The organism is Holophagales bacterium, from assembly GCA_016719485.1.
GTDB lineage: Bacteria > Acidobacteriota > Thermoanaerobaculia > UBA5066 > UBA5066 > UBA5066.
Map to the genome: position 1 here is coordinate 231748 of JADJZB010000028.1, position 16528 is coordinate 248275.

The following is a 16528-nucleotide window of genomic DNA, read 5'->3' on the forward strand; positions in this document are numbered from 1 at the left end:
GGGTCTGGTCTACGTTCTACACGCTGCCGAGGTGTCCGGGCCGGCTCCCGAGAGCCGGCCCCACGCCCGCTGGACGAGCGGCGTCAGCACGACCGCGAGACCCGCCGTCGCGATGCCGAAGACCGCGTCCGTCACGTAGTGGAACCGTCCGTAGAACGTGGAGACGTAGAGGGAGAGGACCACCGGCGAGAGGAGCCAGAACGTCGGGCGGTGGTGCTTCCACGCCATGACCCACATGACCGTCGCGGCGGCGGCGTGGGGGCTCGGGAGGGATCCGCCCGCGTAGTGGGCATGGGTCCGGATGAGCTCCCCCACCCACGTGAAGAGCGCCCCGTCGAGCGGAATACGGAACCGGTCTGCCATCCAGTACATCGGGCTGGCGACCGGAAAGAGGATGAAGCCGGCGTCGCAGAGGACGTTCGCCAGGCCCAGCGCGAGGAAGTACTCCTCCGCCGCCGCCCGGCCCCGCCGGACCCAGAGGACCGCGCAGAGGACGGGGTAGAGAGGCACGTAGATGACGTAGCAGAACATCATCCACTCGGTGAGGGGAGGCGTGACGCATCGCTCCAGCCAGAGCGTTGGCTGGACGCCGAAGAGCCACGCCTCGAACGCGAGGACGAGGTCGTCCTGGAACCTTCCGTGGAGGACCAGCTGCAGGGAGGCGACGGCGCCGAACAGGTAGGCGTACGAGAGCGAAACGGTGGCCGTCCGCAGGAAGAACGCGACGACGGGGCGCCGGACGCGCGGCATCACGGCAGCCGAGGCGAGGACGGCGAGTGCGACACCAACGTTCTTCGCGACCAGGAGGGACCACCCTTCGACGGCCCCCCGGAAGCCCACGGCGAGGAGGCTGAAGAGCGCGAGGGTCGCGAGGATGACCCCGTCTGCAGCGCGCAGCTCCACCCCTCCGAAGACCCGCCGCGCCTCTCCGTCTCTCGTCGGTATACCGGTCATCGCGTGGAAGCTAGCGGCACACGATGAAGAGGTCGAGCGAGAGTCCGAGCACCCAGTGCGTCAGGAGGGGAACGAGCAGGGACCGCGAACGGAACGCGATGACGCCCCACACGAGACCGCCCAGGACGGCACCGAGCGTCTCGCCGAAGGGCTTTCCGACGTGGAAGGCGGCCGAGACGGCGGTCTGGACGAGGATGGCGTTCCAGTCCCCGATCTCCTCGCGCAGACCGAACTGGACGAACCCCCGGAAGCCGAACTCCCAGCCCGCGTAGAAAGCGAGGTACGCGAGGGCGTGGCCCCCGAACGCGAGCGGCCCCGCACCGGAGGCCCGGTTCAGCGGGTAGACGGCGAGGAACTCCGGCATCCGGGACGCCGAAAGGCTCAGGAGAGCCATGACCGGAGCGACCACGGCGAAGGCCTTCCATCCGAAGGAGAGGTCGCCCAGCTGCACCCCGTAGGCCGAGAGCGGCTCATGCAACACGAGCTTCACGATCAGGGCGGGAATCAGGCCCAGGAGGACGAAGGCCGCGGCGAATGAGTAGAGCCCGGCGGTGAAGACCGGGTCTCGCCCGAGGACGAACGTGGAGGCCAGGTGCCGGAGGTAGGTTGGCTGGTTCCCGAAGTAGAAGAAGAGGATTCCAAGGACCGACGCGCCGACGACGACGATGGTGGATTTCCGGCTGACCGGGGGAACGAGGTCTCCGGCAGAGGCGGGCTCCGCGCGCAGAATCACCGGCCGCCGCCCTGGCCGTGCAGCCAGTCCAGCGTCCGGCGCACACCCTCCCGAAGAGGCGTGATCCGGTAGCCGAGCTCCGTCTCGGCTTTCGCGCTGGAATAGGCCCAATCCTCGAGGAACGTCTCGACCCATCCGGGCGTGATCCGGGGATAGAGACCGAACCATTCGGCCTTCAGCTTCTCGAGGCGTGCGTAGGACACCGCGACCGGCCGAGGCAGCCCGATCTGGATGTGCCTCTTCCCCGTCAGCTCGTCCACGAGCCGCAGGAGACCTCTCAGCGAGATGTTCTCGCCTCCGAGGATGTACCGCTCGGCCACCCGGCCCTTCTCCATCGCGAGGAGATGCCCCTCGACGAGGTCGTCCACGAACGCGTAGTTCCCGACGTTCTCGCCGCTGCCGGGGACGACCGGGAACCTCCCGCGGTCGTACTCGTCGATCATCAGCGACACCGAGTTACCCTCGGTCCGCTTTCCCGGACCAAAGACCCGCGTCGGGTGTACGACCACGATGGGGACGCCCCGGGCGGCCATTTCCAGGGCCTCCCGCTCGGCAACGGACTTGGTCTCCTCGTATTCCGTGAGAAAGCGCGGCGTCGACCTCGGCGTCGCCTCGTTCCCGACGACCCCCTTCGTCGTCGGCCCGAAGACGACCACCGTCGACGTGTAGACGATGCGCCGTACGCCGGACTCCGCCGCGGCTTCGAAGACGTTCCGGGTCCCCCCGACGTTGAGCCGGGAGAACGTCGAAGGGTCCTTCGCCCAGTTCCGGGCATAGGCGGCGAGGTGAAAGACCTCCGAACAGCCTTCCAGCGCGCGGCGGAGCGAGGCGCGATCCAGGATGTCGCCTTCCACCCACTCCAGTCGCTCGGCGGCGGATCTCTTGCTCGTCGGGCGCGCCAGCGCCCGTACGGTTCGACCCCGGGCCAGGAGGGACGCCACGAGCCTGTCGCCGACGAACCCGGTGCCACCCGTGACGAAGACCCGTTCAGGGCTCAGATCGACTCCATCCGGACGGATGGGAGGGCGCTCCTCGGCGCGCTACCGTACATCGGTCGGCGATCGTAGCACTCGCGGTACGCCCACGATCCTTCATCGAATGGCGTCAGGCGCCGCTTCGCCAGCCGGGGAGGCGAAGCTCGAAGATGGCCTTCTCCCCGCCGCCCTCGGCAGCGATCACGTCTCCTCCGTGGAAGCGTGCGACGTGCCGCGCCAGTGCGAGGCCGAGGCCGAGACCGGGCGCCGCTTCCCTCGCCGCAGCTCCCCGGTAGAAGCGATCGAAGACCTTCTCGCGTTCCTCCAGCGCCAGCGCGACGCCGGGCGTCTCCACCGAGAGGGTCACCCGCCCGCCGTCGGCGGAGAGCACCGCCAGTGGCGTGACCCCTGCCGGTGCGTACTTCCGGGCGTTGTCGAAGAGGTTGTCGACGGCGAGCCGCAGGAGGTCCTCGTCTCCCCGGACGAGCGCCTCGTCCGGCGCCGTCAGCGCAATGGCCCGTCCGCTTCCTTCGGCGGATGCCCTCACCAGGTCGGCGACGTTCACGGTTTCACCGGCGCCGAGCCCGCTGGTTTCGTCACGCGACAGAACGAGGAGGGCATCCACGAGCCGCGCGAGCCGGTCCACCTCCGATGTCAACGCCTCCAGCTCGGTCCGGCACTCCCCCGAGGCCACCGCCGCGGCCCTTTCGGTCCGCAGTCGGATGCGCGTGAGCGGCGTCCTCAGCTCGTGCGCTGCGTTGAGGACGAACTCCGCCTCCCTGTCGAGCGCCGCTCCGAGCCGCCCGAGGACCCCGGAGAAGGCCCGCTCGAGAACGGCGGCCTCGGACGGGAGCGCTTCGTGCGGGACCGAAACGTAGTCGCGCGGGTGATCGACGGCGCCGAGGCGCAGGGCGAGGTCCTCCATGGGGCGCGCCGCCGCCCGGCCTGCCCAACGGCCAACGGCCAGAGCCAGCAGGGACGAGGGGATGGCCGCCAGAAAGAGCGCCGCCCAGAACAGGCGCCGGAGCGGAAGACCGTCCTGCGGCCGGCGGACGACCTCGAGGACAAAGCCCCCCGGCATCTCGCGCCGAACGCCAATCCAGCCCACCGGCAGACCGGTTGCGCCGTCGAGCCGTGGCCCCTCCCCGTGCTCGGCCACGACGACCGCCCCCTTCCGGATCTCCGCCCGGTCCGGGTGGACGATCATCTCCTCCAGGACCTCCTTGGCGGCCTCCGAGAGAGTGTGCCCGTGCTCCTTCATCTCCAGCCTGAACGTCCGCTCCAGGGTTACCGCGGTACGGTCCAGCTCTCGAAGGTCGTGCCGCTGCCAGAGGAGCCGCAGGGCGAGCGCGGCACCCGCGGCGAGGACGACGGAGGAGACCACCGCAGTCAGGAGCGTGGCGGCAACGGTTCGTCGCGAAAGAGAGTCGAACTTCATGTGCCGTCCTCGTCGAGCGCGTAGCCGATGCCCCGTACGTTGCGGACGAGACTCGACCCTCCGGGTCCCGGGACCTTCCGCCTGAGGCGGCTGACGATGACCTCGAGGCTCGCCGCGGCTTCCGGCGTGTCCCGTCCCCAGATGTCCCCCAGGAGGACCTCGCGAGGCACGACGACGCCGCGGGCCCGCACGAGCCTCACGAGAAGGTCCAGCTCGCGCCGCGTCAGAGGGATCTCCTCCGCTCCCCTGTAGGCTCGGCGACGGCGCAGGTCGATGCGGATGCCGGCGTGCTCGAGGACGGATTCCGCGACACCCGGCCGGACCCGCCGGAGGAGGGCGCGGACCCGCGCCTTGAGCTCGGCAAGGGCGAACGGCTTGCCGAGGTAGTCGTCGGCGCCCGCCTCCAGCCCCTCGACCCGCGAGCCGACGTCGGAACGCGCCGTGAGCATCAGGATCGGGACGTCGAGGCCCTGGCGGCGGATCTCTCCGCAGAGCTCGAAACCGGAGGCGCCCGGAAGGCCGACGTCGAGGATGACGACGTCGACCTCGGGCTCGACGAGTAGCGAGCGGGCGCTGTCGGCCCGTCCTGCGGATCGGACCTCGAGTCCCTCCTCCTCCAGCGCGCGGACGACGAACCTCCTCGTCTCCGCGTCGTCCTCGACGACGACGGCCCGGCGGCGTCGCTCCGTCACGCTCGGTCCTCCCCCTCGCCTGCCGCCGCCGCGGTCTTCGCAGCGACGAGCACGGCAGACGGGACGGGCGCGGTCGCAAGGAGTACCGCGATCTGGTCGACGGCGTGTTGAGGGAGCATTCCGGGATCGTACAGGCCGCACGGATCGTCGTATAACGCCGACGGATGCGCCTTCTCTCGTTCGTTCGGGCGGACCTCGGCCTCTCGCCGGCCCGTAGAGCCGGCCTCGTGCTGGTGATGGCCGTGCTGGCGGTCCAGGCCTCGAGGAACGTCGAGGGGAACCCTTCCGGGGCCTGGGACGCTTTCAGAGAGGTCCTCTCGACGTCCGCGCTCGAGTCGGACCGCCGCCTCGCCCCGATCAGAGGCCGGCTGCCCGCCCGCGGCGTGGTCCAGCTGGAGTGGAATCCAGGCGACGACGTGCAGCTCGGCTACCTCTCTCAGTTCGCGCTCGCTCCGCTCGTCCTGACGACCGAGCCCGTCCCGGGCCGCCTTCTCCTGGAGGACCCGATGATCCGCGCCGTCCCGGCAGACGCCGCCGCCAGGGGCCTTCGGCTCCTCCACCGGACGAACGACGGGATCGGCCTCTGGCTCCTGGAGGCTCCCTGATCCCTGTCGGTGCGGCCGGTATCGCCCTTCTGCCGACGATCCTGACCGCGTTCGTCCTGCGGCCGTTCCTCGCCGGCCGGATCGAGCGGCTGGCGATCGCGATTCCCCTCGGAACCGGCGCCTGGGCTCTCGTCCACGTGCTGGGCCTTCTGGCCGGAGGAAGCCCCGCCGTACTCATCGTCTCCGAGCTCGCACTGGGGGCCACCTGCCTCGTCGTCTCGGCCCGGGCGAAGGTCGTCCCCCTGCTTCCGGACTCCCGCGATCCGATCCTCGCGACCGCGACGGGGGCCACCGGCCTCGTCTTCGCCCTCTCCGTCGCTCTCCTCGGGTTCTCGCGTCACGCCGTTCCATTCGGCGGCTGGGATTCCTGGTCGATCTGGACCCTCCACGCCCGGTTCCTCCACCGGGGACGGACGGGGGCGTGGGTCGACATGTTCTCGCCGTTGATCGGCTGGAGCCATCCCGACTACCCCCTCCTCGTTCCCGCGACGATCGCCCGCACGTGGTCGATCACGGGCAGCGAGGGAGCGTTCGTGCCGTGGTTCGTCGCACTCGTCTCGACGCTCGGTCTGCCGCTCCTCGTCTTCGGCGTCCTCCGGCGAATCCGGGGCCCCCTCGTGGGGGCGATCGGGGCTCTCGCGATCGTCGCGTCGCCCCGAATCGTCCGGATCGGGGCAGAACAGTACGCGGACGTCCCCCTCGCGGGGGCCTTCGCGGCGACGATCGCGTTCCTGACTCTCGCAGGGGGTGCCGGGAGCCGCCGGACGGCGCTGCTCGTCCTCGCCGGGGTGACGGCGAGCGTCGCCGCCTGGACGAAGAACGAAGGCGCTCCCTTTGCGATCGCCGCGATCGCCCTGTCGCCCTTCCTCGGCACGGGGTCGGCGCCCGCCTCCCGGTTCCGCGACGCTGCCGCCGTCCTCGCTGGCGCCCTCCCGGGCCTGGTGGCGCTCGGGCTTTACCGGGCCTTCCTCGCCCCTGCCGAGACGGTCTTCGGCGGCGCGTTCGCCGGCCTCGCCCGCAAGTGCCTCGACGCGGAACGCCACCGCTTCGTTCTCGCGGCCGCCCGCGCGGAGATCCTCGAGCACTACGCCCTCGTCCTCGGCCTGCTCGCGCTGGCCGTTCTGCTGCTCGGTCCGGCCACCCGCCCGGAACGGAACGCCGCCTTTCCGGGTCTCGGGCTCGTCGCGATCCAGGCCGCCGTCTACTACGCCGTCTATATCGTCACCCCGCTCGACCAGCAGTGGCACACCTCGAACTCCATCCACAGGCTCTTCGTGCAGCTGGCCCCGTCCGGAATCCTCGGACTGCTGCTGCTCGCGGCGGAGCCCGGCCGCGGGCACCCCCCTCCCCGCGCCGGCGCGCCAGCCTGACGCTGCGGCCGGAGGGGCCGTGTCGTATAACCGCCACCGATGAAGCTCGTCACGTTCGCCCGCCCGGGGGGGGATCCCGCCGGCCTTCCCGGCCTCATGCTCCCCGGGGCGGGGCTCATCGACCTCGGCCGGGCCTCCGAGACCTTTCGCGGCCTCTCCGTTCTCGACATCGTCCGGCGAAACGAGGAGCTCCTCCCGGAGGCGCTCTTCCTCTCGACCGGGGAGGCGTCGCTCCCGAGCGGCAGCCTCCTCCGGGAGGACGAGGTCCGCCTCCTCGCGCCGCTGCCGCGGCCCGTCTCGGTGCGCGACGGCTACGCCTTCCGGCAGCACGTCGAGACGGCCCGCCGGAACCGCAGCCTCCCGATGATCCCGGAGTTCGACGAGTTTCCCGTCTTCTACTTCACGAACGCCCTCGCCGTCATCGGGCCGGGCGAGCTGCGCGTCGGGCGGCGCCGCCTGGAGAAGCTCGACTTCGAGCTGGAGTGCTTCGTCGTGATCGGCAAACGCGTCACGAACCCGACCCTCGAGGAAGCGGACGCTGCGATCCTCGGGTACGGCGTCATGAACGACCTCTCGGCGCGCACCCTCCAGATGGAGGAGATGAAGCTGAACCTCGGGCCGGCCAAGGGGAAGGACTTCGCGACCGCGATCGGCCCCTGGCTCGTCACGAAGGACGAGCTCGCGAGCCGGATCTCGCCCTCGCCGAGGGGCAACGTCCTCCACGCCCGGATGACGGCGCACGTCAACGGCGTCCAGGTCTCCGACGGAAACGTCGCCCAGATGAGCTGGACCTTCGCCCAGATCGTTCAGCGCGCCGCCGACGGCGTGACGCTCGAGCCGGGAGAAGTGATCGGCTCGGGGACGGTCGGCACCGGCTGCTTCCTCGAGCTGAACGGCTCGGGAATCACGAAGGACCAGTGGCTGCGCCCCGGCGACGTCGTGAGCCTCGCGATCGACGGCCTCGGGACGCTGGCGAACACGATCGTCGAGGACCCCGCGAGATGAAGGACGACCTCTTCGCGCTCCAGGACTACAACCTCTGGGCGAACCGGCTCCTCCTCGAGTCGCTCGCGCCCCTGACGCACGAGGAGTACGTCCGCGAGATGGGTGGCGGCTGGCCCTCGATCCGTGCCTCGCTCGTCCACCTCGCGGGCGCGACCCGCGCGTGGGCGGAGCGGTTCGAGGGGCGGGACGCGACGGTCCTCCCGGCCGTCGACGAGGTCGCGACCCTCGTCGACGCCGCACGGATGCTGAACGACGCGGACGCGCGGATCTCGGCGTTCCTCGCGACGCTGACCCCGGAGCGTCTCCTGGCGCCGCTCGCGTGGAGGAACCTGAAGAGGGAAGAGAAGGCGGCCCCCCTCTGGGCCGTCCTCCGTCACACCGTGAACCACGCCTCCTACCACCGCGGCCAGATCGCCGCGATGCTCAAGCGGCTGGGCGGAAGACCGCTCGCCACCGACCTCGTCCGGTGGGCGATCGAGCGCCACGAGACCGGCGCCTTCGAGGACTGAGCGCGTGATCGAGTCCTCCTTCGACCGCCTCGTGAGGCGCGGGATGATCCTCGCGATCGGGAATCTCCTCACGCCGGTCTACTTCCGCTGGCTGAACTCCGTGAAGGCCGAAGGGGTCGACGTCCTGAAGGCGCTCCCCCGCAGGAACGTCATCTTCCTGTCGAATCACCAGACCTACTTCACCGAGGCGATCGCTTTCTACGACCTCTTCTACATCGTCCACGACATGCCCTACGAGGACCCGCACCTGCGGTTCTCGGCGGCGACCGAGACGATGAAGAAGAACCTCCTGACGCAGATCCTGACCTACGCGGGCGGGGTCACGTTCCGGAGGTCCTTCCGCGAGGCGGGCAAGGAGGTCAACCGGCCGGTCGACCTCGAAGGAATCGGCAAGATCGAGGAGGCGATCGCCACGGGCTGGCTCCTCCACTTCCCCACGGGGACGACGCAGCACCACGCGCCGATCCGTCCCGGGATCGCACAGCTCCTCCACCGCACGAAGCCGATCGCCGTCCCCGTGCGCGTCGACGGCTTCCGCGACCTGCTCCTCCACAAGCAGTTCCCCGGCCGGACCGGAAAGAGCCCGACGATCCGCTTCTTCCCGCCGATGGACCTCGACGCGTTCTATGCCGCGCCGTTCGACAAGGAGACGGGCCGGAAGGTCATCGCGGAACTCGGGACGCTCATCCTGGACCCGGCGTAGGGACGCGCCCGTCCGCGGCGGCTCGGAGCCCGGGCGTCAGCCCTTCTCCGCCGGTTTCGACTTCAGCGACCGTGCCACGAGGCCGATGCCGCCCGCGAGGAGTCCGAGCATCATCAGCGTGTTGTAGAGGCTCGTCGGCCGGAACCAGATCTGGAGGTTCGCGATGATCCCCGCCACGATCATGAGCGCCCCGGCCCCGGTGAGAAGCCAGCCCGCCACCGACTTCCCGTCGAAGAAGAGAACGCCGATGCCGACGAGGAGCGGGATCAGCGTGAGGCCGAACGTGTTCGGCCCGAACCAGTCCCAGAAGCCGCTGTGGACCTGCACCTGCTGGAGGAGGAGGTAGCCCCCGACGACCATCATCGCGAGGCCGCCGAGGAAGAGCCCGACGCCGCCCGGCGTCCCGCCTGCACCTTTGATCTCCATGGCGAAAGTGTACGCCCCGGGGTGCCCGGTCAGCCGACCGCCCGGAGCCTCTCCACGACCGCCTCGACGTCGTAGTCGGGTGTCGAGGCGCCGGCCGTCACGCCCACCTTCCGCATCCCGGCGAAAGCCGCAGGGTCGAGATCCGCGGCCGTCCCGACGAAGATCGTCGGCTTGCTCTCTCCCGCGATCTTCACGAGCTCCTTCGTGTTCTTCGAGTGCTGCCCGCCGATGACGACGATGGCGTCGATCGAGGGGTCGGCGCAGAGGACGCGCAGGGCGTCCTGGTTCTCCTTCGTCGCGTAGCAGATCGTGTCGGCGATCCTCAGGTCGGGGACGCGGCGTCGCAGGTCCGAGACGTGCTCGGAGAATCGTTCGGCGCTGAGGGTCGTCTGGAAGACGATCTTGACCTTCGGGTGCGCCTCCCACGGGAACGCCTTCACCTCCTCGATGTCGTAGAAGATTCCGTACCGCTGCGGATCGAGGTCCTTCGTGTACCCGATGACCTCGCGGTGCCCCTTCTGCCCGAGGACCGCGATGAAGCACCCGTCGTCGAGCGAACGGGAGATCTCCCGGTGGATGTCGGTCACGAACTTGCACGTCGTGTCGATGGCCGCGAGCCCGAGCGAGGCCGCCTCGGCCCGGACCGACGGCGCGACGCCGTGGGCGGAGAAGACGATCCGCCCCGCGTGCTCCCGCGCCTCCTCGAGCCGGTGAACCGTGGGGAAGCCGAGCGTGGCCATCTCCCGCTCGACGCTCTCGTTGTGGACGACCTGGCCCAGGATCGCGCCCGTCTGTCCCTTCGCCGCAGCGATCCGGACGAGCTTGTCGGCGACCCTGACCCCGGCGCAGAACCCGTACTTCTCGGCGAGGACGACGTCCACGGCTACCTCCCCCCGCCCCCGGACCGCTCGGGAAGGTCCAGCAGGACGATCTCGGGAGGGACGGTCTTCACGAACCGGTCCCTCTTGATCATCTCGAAGCCCTTCCCCCCGCGCCCGACGACGTCGTACCGGCGGGTGACGGTGTACGTCGTTCCCTTCGAGTTCTCGAGCGTCAGCACGGCGCGCTTCTCGTCCTTCCCGAAGAGTGTCGCGCCGACGACCCGGTCGTCCTCGGCGAGACGGATGCCGATGACGCCCTTCCCCGGACCCGCGAGGACGGGAACATCGTCCGCGTCGAAGAGGATCGCCCTTCCCTTCTCGGACGCCAGCGCCACGACCGCGCCCCCTTCGCAGACCTCGACGGCCGCGACCTCGTCGCCGTCCGCGGGCTTGGCGAAGCGGCGACCCGAGCGCGTCGTCGCCTCCCTGAGCGGATCGGCCGAGAAGCGCAGGACCATGCCCTGGCGGGTCGCCGCGAGGAGGACGACGTCCTTCTCCGGCGTCACGCGCGGGTCGAGAGAGAGGGTCGCGACGACCCGTTCGCCGTCGGCGAACTTGAAGAGCTTCTGCACGGGCTCGCCGTAGCCCGTCGAGGCCGGGACGTCGTTCATCCGGAGGACGTAGGCCGATCCCCGGTTGCTGAAGAGGACGACGAGCTCGCGCGTCCCGCCCTGCAGGACGGCCAGGACGTCGTCCCCCTCCCGCAGCCGCGTCTGCTTCGGGTCCTTCAGCTGCCCGAGGCGCTTGAGCCACCCGTCGACGGTGACGACGGCGAAGGCGTCCTCGTCGGGAATGAACGCCTCGGCGTCGTACTCCGGCTCCTCGACCGCGGCGGAAACGCGCGTCTTCCGCTTCTCGCCCGAGAGGACGCCGCGCAGCTCGACGAGCTCGCGCTGGACGACCCCCCAGAGCTTCCCCGGCGACTTCAGGATCGCCTCGATCCGCGCGGCCTCGGCCCGCTTCTCGGCCAGCTCCTTTCGAATCGACTCGATCTCCAGGCGCGCGAGCTTGTAGAGCTTCGTCTCGAGGACGGCGTCGGCCTGCTCGTCGTCGAGGTCGAAGCGCTTCACGAGCTTTCCGGCGGCGTCGGCCTTGCCGTCGCTCTTTCGGATGATCCGGATCGCCTCGTCGAGCTCGTCGAAGATCTTCTCGAACCCCTCGAGGAGGTGGATGCGGCGGAGCAGCTCCTCGAGCTCGTACTCGAAGCGGCGCTTCACCGTCGCGAAGCGGAAGTCGAGGAAGTGCCTGAGGATCGCCGAGAGCGAGAGGCGGGCCGGCTCGGCGACCTCGGGGTTGGCCGTCGGGACGAGCGCCGTCAGGTTCACCGGCACGGTCGTCTGGAGCGGCGTGTGCCTGTAGAGGTAGCTCATCACGAGCGCCGGGTCGGCGTCACGCTTGAGCTCGAGGACGACCCGGACGTCGTCGGTCGACTCGTCCCGCACGTCGACGAGGGCCGGGAGCTTCCGCGCGATGATCACCTCGGCGATCTTCTCGACGAGCGAGGCCTTCGCGACGCCGTACGGGACGGAGGTCACGACGATCGCCTGCACGCCGCGGCCGCGCTCCTCGATCTCGTACTCGGCCCGGAGCTTCAGCGTCCCCTGCCCCGACTCGTAGATCTCCCTCAGCTCCTTCTTCGTCGAGAGGAGCTGTCCGCCCGTCGGGAAGTCGGGCCCCTTCACGAACCTCAGCGGGTCGGCCGCGGGGTCGTCGATGGCGGCGATCGCCGCGTCGAGGATCTCGACCGGGTTGTGGGGAGGGATCGAGGTGGCCATGCCGACGGCGATGCCGGAGGCGCCGTTCACGAGGAGGTTGGGGAATCGGGCGGGCAGCACGATCGGCTCGAAGTGGACGCCGTCGTAGTTCGGCTTCCAGTCGACCGTCCGCTTCCTGATCTCGGAGAGGAGCTCCACCGCCAGGGGCCGCAGGCGCGCCTCCGTGTAGCGGTACGCGGCGGCGGAGTCGCCGTCGAGGGAGCCGAAGTTCCCGTGACCCTCCACGAGCGGGGCCCTGAGGGTGAAGGGCTGCGCCATCCGGACCATGGCGTCGTAGATCGCCACGTCGCCGTGGGGATGGTACTTGCCGATGACGTCGCCGACGACCGTGGCCGACTTCTTGAACTTGGCGTCGGGCGTCAGGTGGAGGTTCTGGAACATGGCGAACAGGATCCGCCGCTGGACGGGCTTCAGGCCGTCGCGGACGTCGGGGAGGGCCCGGGCGGTGATGACCGAGAGGGCGTAGTTCAGGTAGCGCCGCCGCGCCTCCTCCGGGAGAGGAATCTCGGCATCGAAAGCCAGCGCCGGCTGGTCGGCGCTCTCGGATCGTTTCCTCGTCATGACCCCCCCAAGAGAAATCCCCCCGGCTTTGGGCCGGGGGGACGGATGTTACGGGGAAGCGCGGCCCCGGAGGGGCCGCCCGTCTCAGCGGGCCGACTTCGCCGACTTGTTCGGCTGGGTGAGCGCCGCCATGAGGGAGGCGCCGAAGTTCGTCGGGCGGCTCGGGTCGCTCTTCTCGCGCTTGGCCGAGTCCTCGCGGTACTTGCGGATCTCGCCGCGTTCGGCCTCCTCTCCGGCGCCCTTGGCCGAGAGGGAAATGCGGCGGCGCTGTGCGTCGAGGCCGATCACCTTCACCTCGACCTTCTGGCCGGGCGTGAAGAGCTTCGTCGCGGGGGTCCCGTGCGGGAGGCCCGTCTCGGAGTTCGGGATGAGGCCGGTGAGTCCGATCTCGAGCCGGACGAAGACTCCGAACGCCGCGACGTTCTCGACCTGTCCCGCGACGACCGAGCCCTCGGGCATCTTCGTGGAGAGCCCTTCCCAGGGGTCGGAGGTGGAGACCTCGCGGAGAGAGAGGGAGAGGCGGCGGTGCTCCTCGTCGATCTCGCGGACCCAGCCGGAGACCTCCTGGCCGGCCGCGACGGACGGGTCCTTGAGGTCGACTCCGGGGGGGAGCTGGGAGACGTGGACGAGACCGTCGATGCCCGGTTCGATCTCGATGAAGATGCCGAACTCGGCGTGGCGCGCAACGGGTTTCGTGAACGCGGTGCCGGGAGGGATCCTCTGGGCGAGACCCTCCCACGGGTCCTTCTCGAGCTCCTTCATGGAGAGCGAGATGCGCTTGCCCTCGTTCTCGACCTTGGTGACCTTGACGGACACGTCCTGGCCGACGGTGAGGACGTCCTTGGCGTGCGCCACGCGGCGGCGCGAGATCTCGGTGACGTGGACGAGGCCGTCGACGCCGCCGAGGTCGACGAACGCGCCGAAGTCGGTGATCGAGCGGACCCGGCCCGTGAGGATCGCGCCGACGACGATCTTGTCGCGGATCTCTCCGAGGCTCTTCTCCATGGCATCGCGAAGGAGGGCCGCGCGGCTGACGACGACGCGTCGCCCGTCCTCGGCGTACTCGATCACCCGGAAGTCGAACGACTGGTTGACGAACTCGAGGAGGCCCGGCTCGTCGTGGCGCCCGACGTCGATCTGGGAGACGGGGCAGAACGCGCGCGGCCCGCCCGGCCCACCGATGGCGACCTCGAAGCCGCCCTTGTTGCGGGAGAGGACCTTGCCGAGGACCGGAATTCCGGTCTCCCACGCGGCACGCAGCTCCGCCTTGGCGCGACGCGCGCCGGCGAGCTTCTTCGAGAGCCGGATGTCCGGCCCGGCCTTGATGACCACGGCGTCGATCCGGTCGCCGACCTTCTCGCCATCCAGCTCGTGGAGGTCCATCAGCGCCTCGGACTTGGCTCCGATCGAGACGAGCACGACGTCCGGCGTGATGCCGGCGATGATCCCGCTGACGGCTTCCCCTTCCTGGGGCCGCTTGCTGGCGGGGAAAGTCGCCTCGAGGGCGGCTTCGAATGCGTGACGATCCGCCGACTCGGTGGAGTCGACGGGGGGAACGGCAACGGCGTGTGTGGTCACGGACGGAACTCCTGCCCGCGGGACTGGGATCGCCGGGCGGTCCGGCGAAGCGCGGGAATGCGGATTGTACCCCCACCGGCCACCGGGCAACCGGAAAGCGTCGGGAGGCCGGCGACGACCCCGAAAATGAGAACCCATCGCGAAGTCTTTCTCGTATAGTCAAGGGTTTATGACCCGCAGACTTGCCGCCCTGCGCCCCTGCGCGGCCGGCCCCGGAGGACGTACTTGACCGAATCGCTCCTGACCGCGTCGGAGATCGCCCCCGCCCTCGCTGCCGTCAACCCGACTCGGGACGAGCTCCGTAAGTGGTACGCCCTCATGCACATGGGGCGCGTCCTCGACGACAAGGCCCCCAACTACCTCAAGCAGGGTCTCGGCTGGTCCTACCACGCGCCGTGCGCCGGCCACGACGGCATCCAGGTCGCGCTGGGGACGATCTTCCGGCCCGCATTCGACTACCTGTTCCCCTACTACCGCGACCTGACGACCTGCCTCGCGGCGGGAGTGACCCCCGAGCAGATCCTCCTCAACGGCATGTCGAAGGCCTCGGACGTCGCCTCGGGCGGCCGGCACATGTCGAACCACTTCGCCCGGCACGACCTCTACGTCTGGAACGTCTCTTCCTGCGTCTCCAACCACGCGCAGCACGCCGCCGGCCTCGGCCGGGCCATCCGGTCGTACGGGATGAAGAGCCTCGTCTACTGCTCGATGGGAGAGTCGTCCACCTCCGAGGGCTACTTCTACGAAGCCGTCAACGGCTGCTCCCTCGGAAAGCTCCCGGTCATCTTCGTCATCCAGGACAACGGATACGGCATTTCCGTCCCGAAGCGCCAGCAGACGGCGAACCACTACGCCTCGGACAACTTCGCGAGCTTCCCGAACCTCAAGGTCATCCACTGCGACGGCAAGGACGTCCTCGACTCGGTCCGCGCCCTGCGCGAGGCCGCCGAATTCGCGCAGAGCGGCGCGGGGACCGTCCTCGTCCACGCCGAGTGCGTGCGCATCGGCTCCCACTCGAACTCCGACCGGCACGAGCTCTACCGCGACGACGACGAGCTGGCCTCGGCCCGCGAGCTCGACCCGCTCCCCCGCTTCCGCCGTCTCCTCATCGAGGGGGGCGCGTTCTCGGAGGAGGAGATCCACGCGATCGAGGACGAGAACCGGCAAGCCTACGAGACCGCGGCGGACCGCGCCCGGAGCGCGCCCGACCCCGACCCGAAATCGATCCACGACTTCGTCCTCCCCGAGCCCTGGGTCCCCGAGGGAGACGGTCTGGCGACGGTCGCCAGGACACCGGCGACCGCTCCCGACGGCCGGCCGCTGCGCGAGTCGTCCCTGATCCACGCGATCAACGAGACGATGAAGGACCTCTTCCGCGAGAACCAGGACACGTTCATCTGGGGTCAGGACGTCGCCTCCGGCGAGAAGGGCGGGATCTTCAACGTCACGAAGGGAATGGAGAAGGAGTTCGGGAGCCACCGCGTCTTCAACGCCCCGATCGCCGAGGACTACATCCTCGGGATGGCCGACGGCTTCTCTCGCGTGTGCGACGGCGTCAGGGTCATCGTCGAGGGGGCGGAGTTCGCCGACTACTTCTGGCCGGCGGCCGAGCAGATGGTCGAGATGTCGCACGAGTACTGGCGGACGAACGGGCAATTCGTTCCGAACGTCACCGTGCGTCTCGCGTCCGGCGGCTACATCGGCGGGGGCCTTTATCACTCGCAGAACATCGAGGGCTGGCTCACGACCCTTCCCGGGATCCGGATCGTCGTTCCCGCCTTCGCCGACGACGCCGCCGGGCTCCTCCGGACGGCCGTGAGATCGCGGGGCATCACCCTCTACCTCGAACCGAAGTTCCTCTACAACTCCCCCCTCTCGAAGACGTTCGTCCCCGAGGGCTTTGCGGTTCCGTTCGGCAAGGCGCGCCTCCGGCGGCCGGGGAAGGACCTCACCGTCCTCGCGTATGGAACGCCCGTCCACTGGGCGCTCGAGGCGGCGGCGACCCTCGCGAAGGAAGGCAAGGAGATCGAGGTGCTCGACCTGCGCTCCCTCGCCCCGCTGGACTTCGACGCCATCGCCGCCTCCGTGAAGAAGACCTCGCGCGTCCTCGTCGCCCACGAGGACAAGGTGCACGGGGGCTTCGGCGGCGAGCTGTCCGCCCAGGTGACGAGCGAGCTCTTCGAGTACCTCGACGCCCCGGTCGAGCGGGTCGGATCGCCATTCACGCCCGTCGGGTTCAACCGCATCCTGGAACGGGCGATCCTGCCGAGCACCGGAACCGTGCTCGCGGCGGCCCGGAAGGTCCTCGCCTACTGACCTGTTCA

At 69.7% G+C, this 16528-nt stretch carries 15 protein-coding genes; 6 read left to right on the forward strand and 9 right to left on the reverse strand.

All coding sequences use genetic code 11. The features are described 5' to 3' along the window. Positions 1-9 precede the first annotated feature (9 nt). The 5 genes from IPN03_19830 to IPN03_19850 form a co-directional block, all read right to left on the reverse strand. Positions 10-954 (reverse strand): phosphatase PAP2 family protein, encoded by a 945-nt coding sequence (locus IPN03_19830; GenBank protein MBK9375901.1) that lies wholly within the window; start codon positions 952-954, stop codon positions 10-12. A gap of 10 nt (positions 955-964) precedes the next feature. Next, complete coding sequence (locus IPN03_19835) at positions 965-1687, reverse strand: CPBP family intramembrane metalloprotease (protein MBK9375902.1); 723 nt, start codon at positions 1685-1687, stop codon at positions 965-967. Next, positions 1684-2628 carry an NAD-dependent epimerase/dehydratase family protein gene (locus tag IPN03_19840; protein MBK9375903.1) on the reverse strand — a complete coding sequence of 315 codons (945 nt, stop codon included), beginning with the start codon at positions 2626-2628 and terminating at the stop codon, positions 1684-1686. The genes IPN03_19835 and IPN03_19840 overlap by 4 nt, the downstream gene beginning before the upstream one ends. Before the next feature lie 163 nt (positions 2629-2791). Then, the gene (locus tag IPN03_19845) at positions 2792-4099 is read right to left on the reverse strand and encodes a HAMP domain-containing histidine kinase (GenBank protein MBK9375904.1); all 1308 of its coding nucleotides are present in this window, start codon (positions 4097-4099) and stop codon (positions 2792-2794) included. After that, positions 4096-4791, reverse strand: a complete 696-nt coding sequence (locus tag IPN03_19850) for a response regulator transcription factor (GenBank protein ID MBK9375905.1) — start codon at positions 4789-4791, stop codon at positions 4096-4098. The genes IPN03_19845 and IPN03_19850 overlap by 4 nt, the downstream gene beginning before the upstream one ends. A gap of 164 nt (positions 4792-4955) precedes the next feature. On the opposite strand from IPN03_19850, the gene IPN03_19855 reads away from it, so the two are divergent. From IPN03_19855 to IPN03_19875, 5 genes are all read left to right on the forward strand, one after another. Next, positions 4956-5396: a hypothetical protein gene (locus IPN03_19855; GenBank protein ID MBK9375906.1), complete on the forward strand. Its 441-nt coding sequence runs from the start codon at positions 4956-4958 to the stop codon at positions 5394-5396. Positions 5397-5533: 137 nt separating this feature from the next. After that, positions 5534-6766, forward strand: a complete 1233-nt coding sequence (locus IPN03_19860) for a glycosyltransferase family 39 protein (GenBank protein MBK9375907.1) — start codon at positions 5534-5536, stop codon at positions 6764-6766. Between the two features lie 96 nt (positions 6767-6862). Continuing rightward, positions 6863-7771, forward strand: a complete 909-nt coding sequence (locus IPN03_19865; protein ID MBK9375908.1) for a fumarylacetoacetate hydrolase family protein — start codon at positions 6863-6865, stop codon at positions 7769-7771. After that, the gene (locus IPN03_19870) at positions 7768-8280 is read left to right on the forward strand and encodes a DinB family protein (GenBank protein ID MBK9375909.1); all 513 of its coding nucleotides are present in this window, start codon (positions 7768-7770) and stop codon (positions 8278-8280) included. Before IPN03_19865 ends, IPN03_19870 begins: the two co-directional genes overlap by 4 nt. A 4-nt stretch (positions 8281-8284) precedes the next feature. Beyond that, positions 8285-8983 (forward strand): 1-acyl-sn-glycerol-3-phosphate acyltransferase, encoded by a 699-nt coding sequence (locus IPN03_19875; GenBank protein ID MBK9375910.1) that lies wholly within the window; start codon positions 8285-8287, stop codon positions 8981-8983. A 36-nt stretch (positions 8984-9019) separates the two neighbouring features. Here IPN03_19875 and IPN03_19880 read toward each other — a convergent pair whose 3' ends face one another. From IPN03_19880 to IPN03_19895, 4 genes are all read right to left on the reverse strand, one after another. After that, positions 9020-9403, reverse strand: coding sequence for a hypothetical protein (locus IPN03_19880; GenBank protein ID MBK9375911.1), 384 nt, complete (start codon positions 9401-9403; stop codon positions 9020-9022). Between the two features lie 35 nt (positions 9404-9438). Further along, positions 9439-10290, reverse strand: coding sequence for a 4-hydroxy-3-methylbut-2-enyl diphosphate reductase (gene ispH, locus IPN03_19885; GenBank protein MBK9375912.1), 852 nt, complete (start codon positions 10288-10290; stop codon positions 9439-9441). Positions 10291-10292: 2 nt separating this feature from the next. Beyond that, a complete protein-coding gene (locus IPN03_19890) occupies positions 10293-12626 on the reverse strand; it encodes a DNA topoisomerase 4 subunit A (protein MBK9375913.1) in 2334 nt (777 codons plus the stop codon). An 84-nt stretch (positions 12627-12710) separates the two neighbouring features. After that, positions 12711-14204: a S1 RNA-binding domain-containing protein gene (locus IPN03_19895; protein ID MBK9375914.1), complete on the reverse strand. Its 1494-nt coding sequence runs from the start codon at positions 14202-14204 to the stop codon at positions 12711-12713. A gap of 318 nt (positions 14205-14522) precedes the next feature. Between IPN03_19895 and IPN03_19900 the strand changes: the two genes are divergently transcribed. Then, positions 14523-16520 (forward strand): 2-oxoisovalerate dehydrogenase, encoded by a 1998-nt coding sequence (locus IPN03_19900; protein MBK9375915.1) that lies wholly within the window; start codon positions 14523-14525, stop codon positions 16518-16520. Positions 16521-16528: the final 8 nt, after the last annotated feature.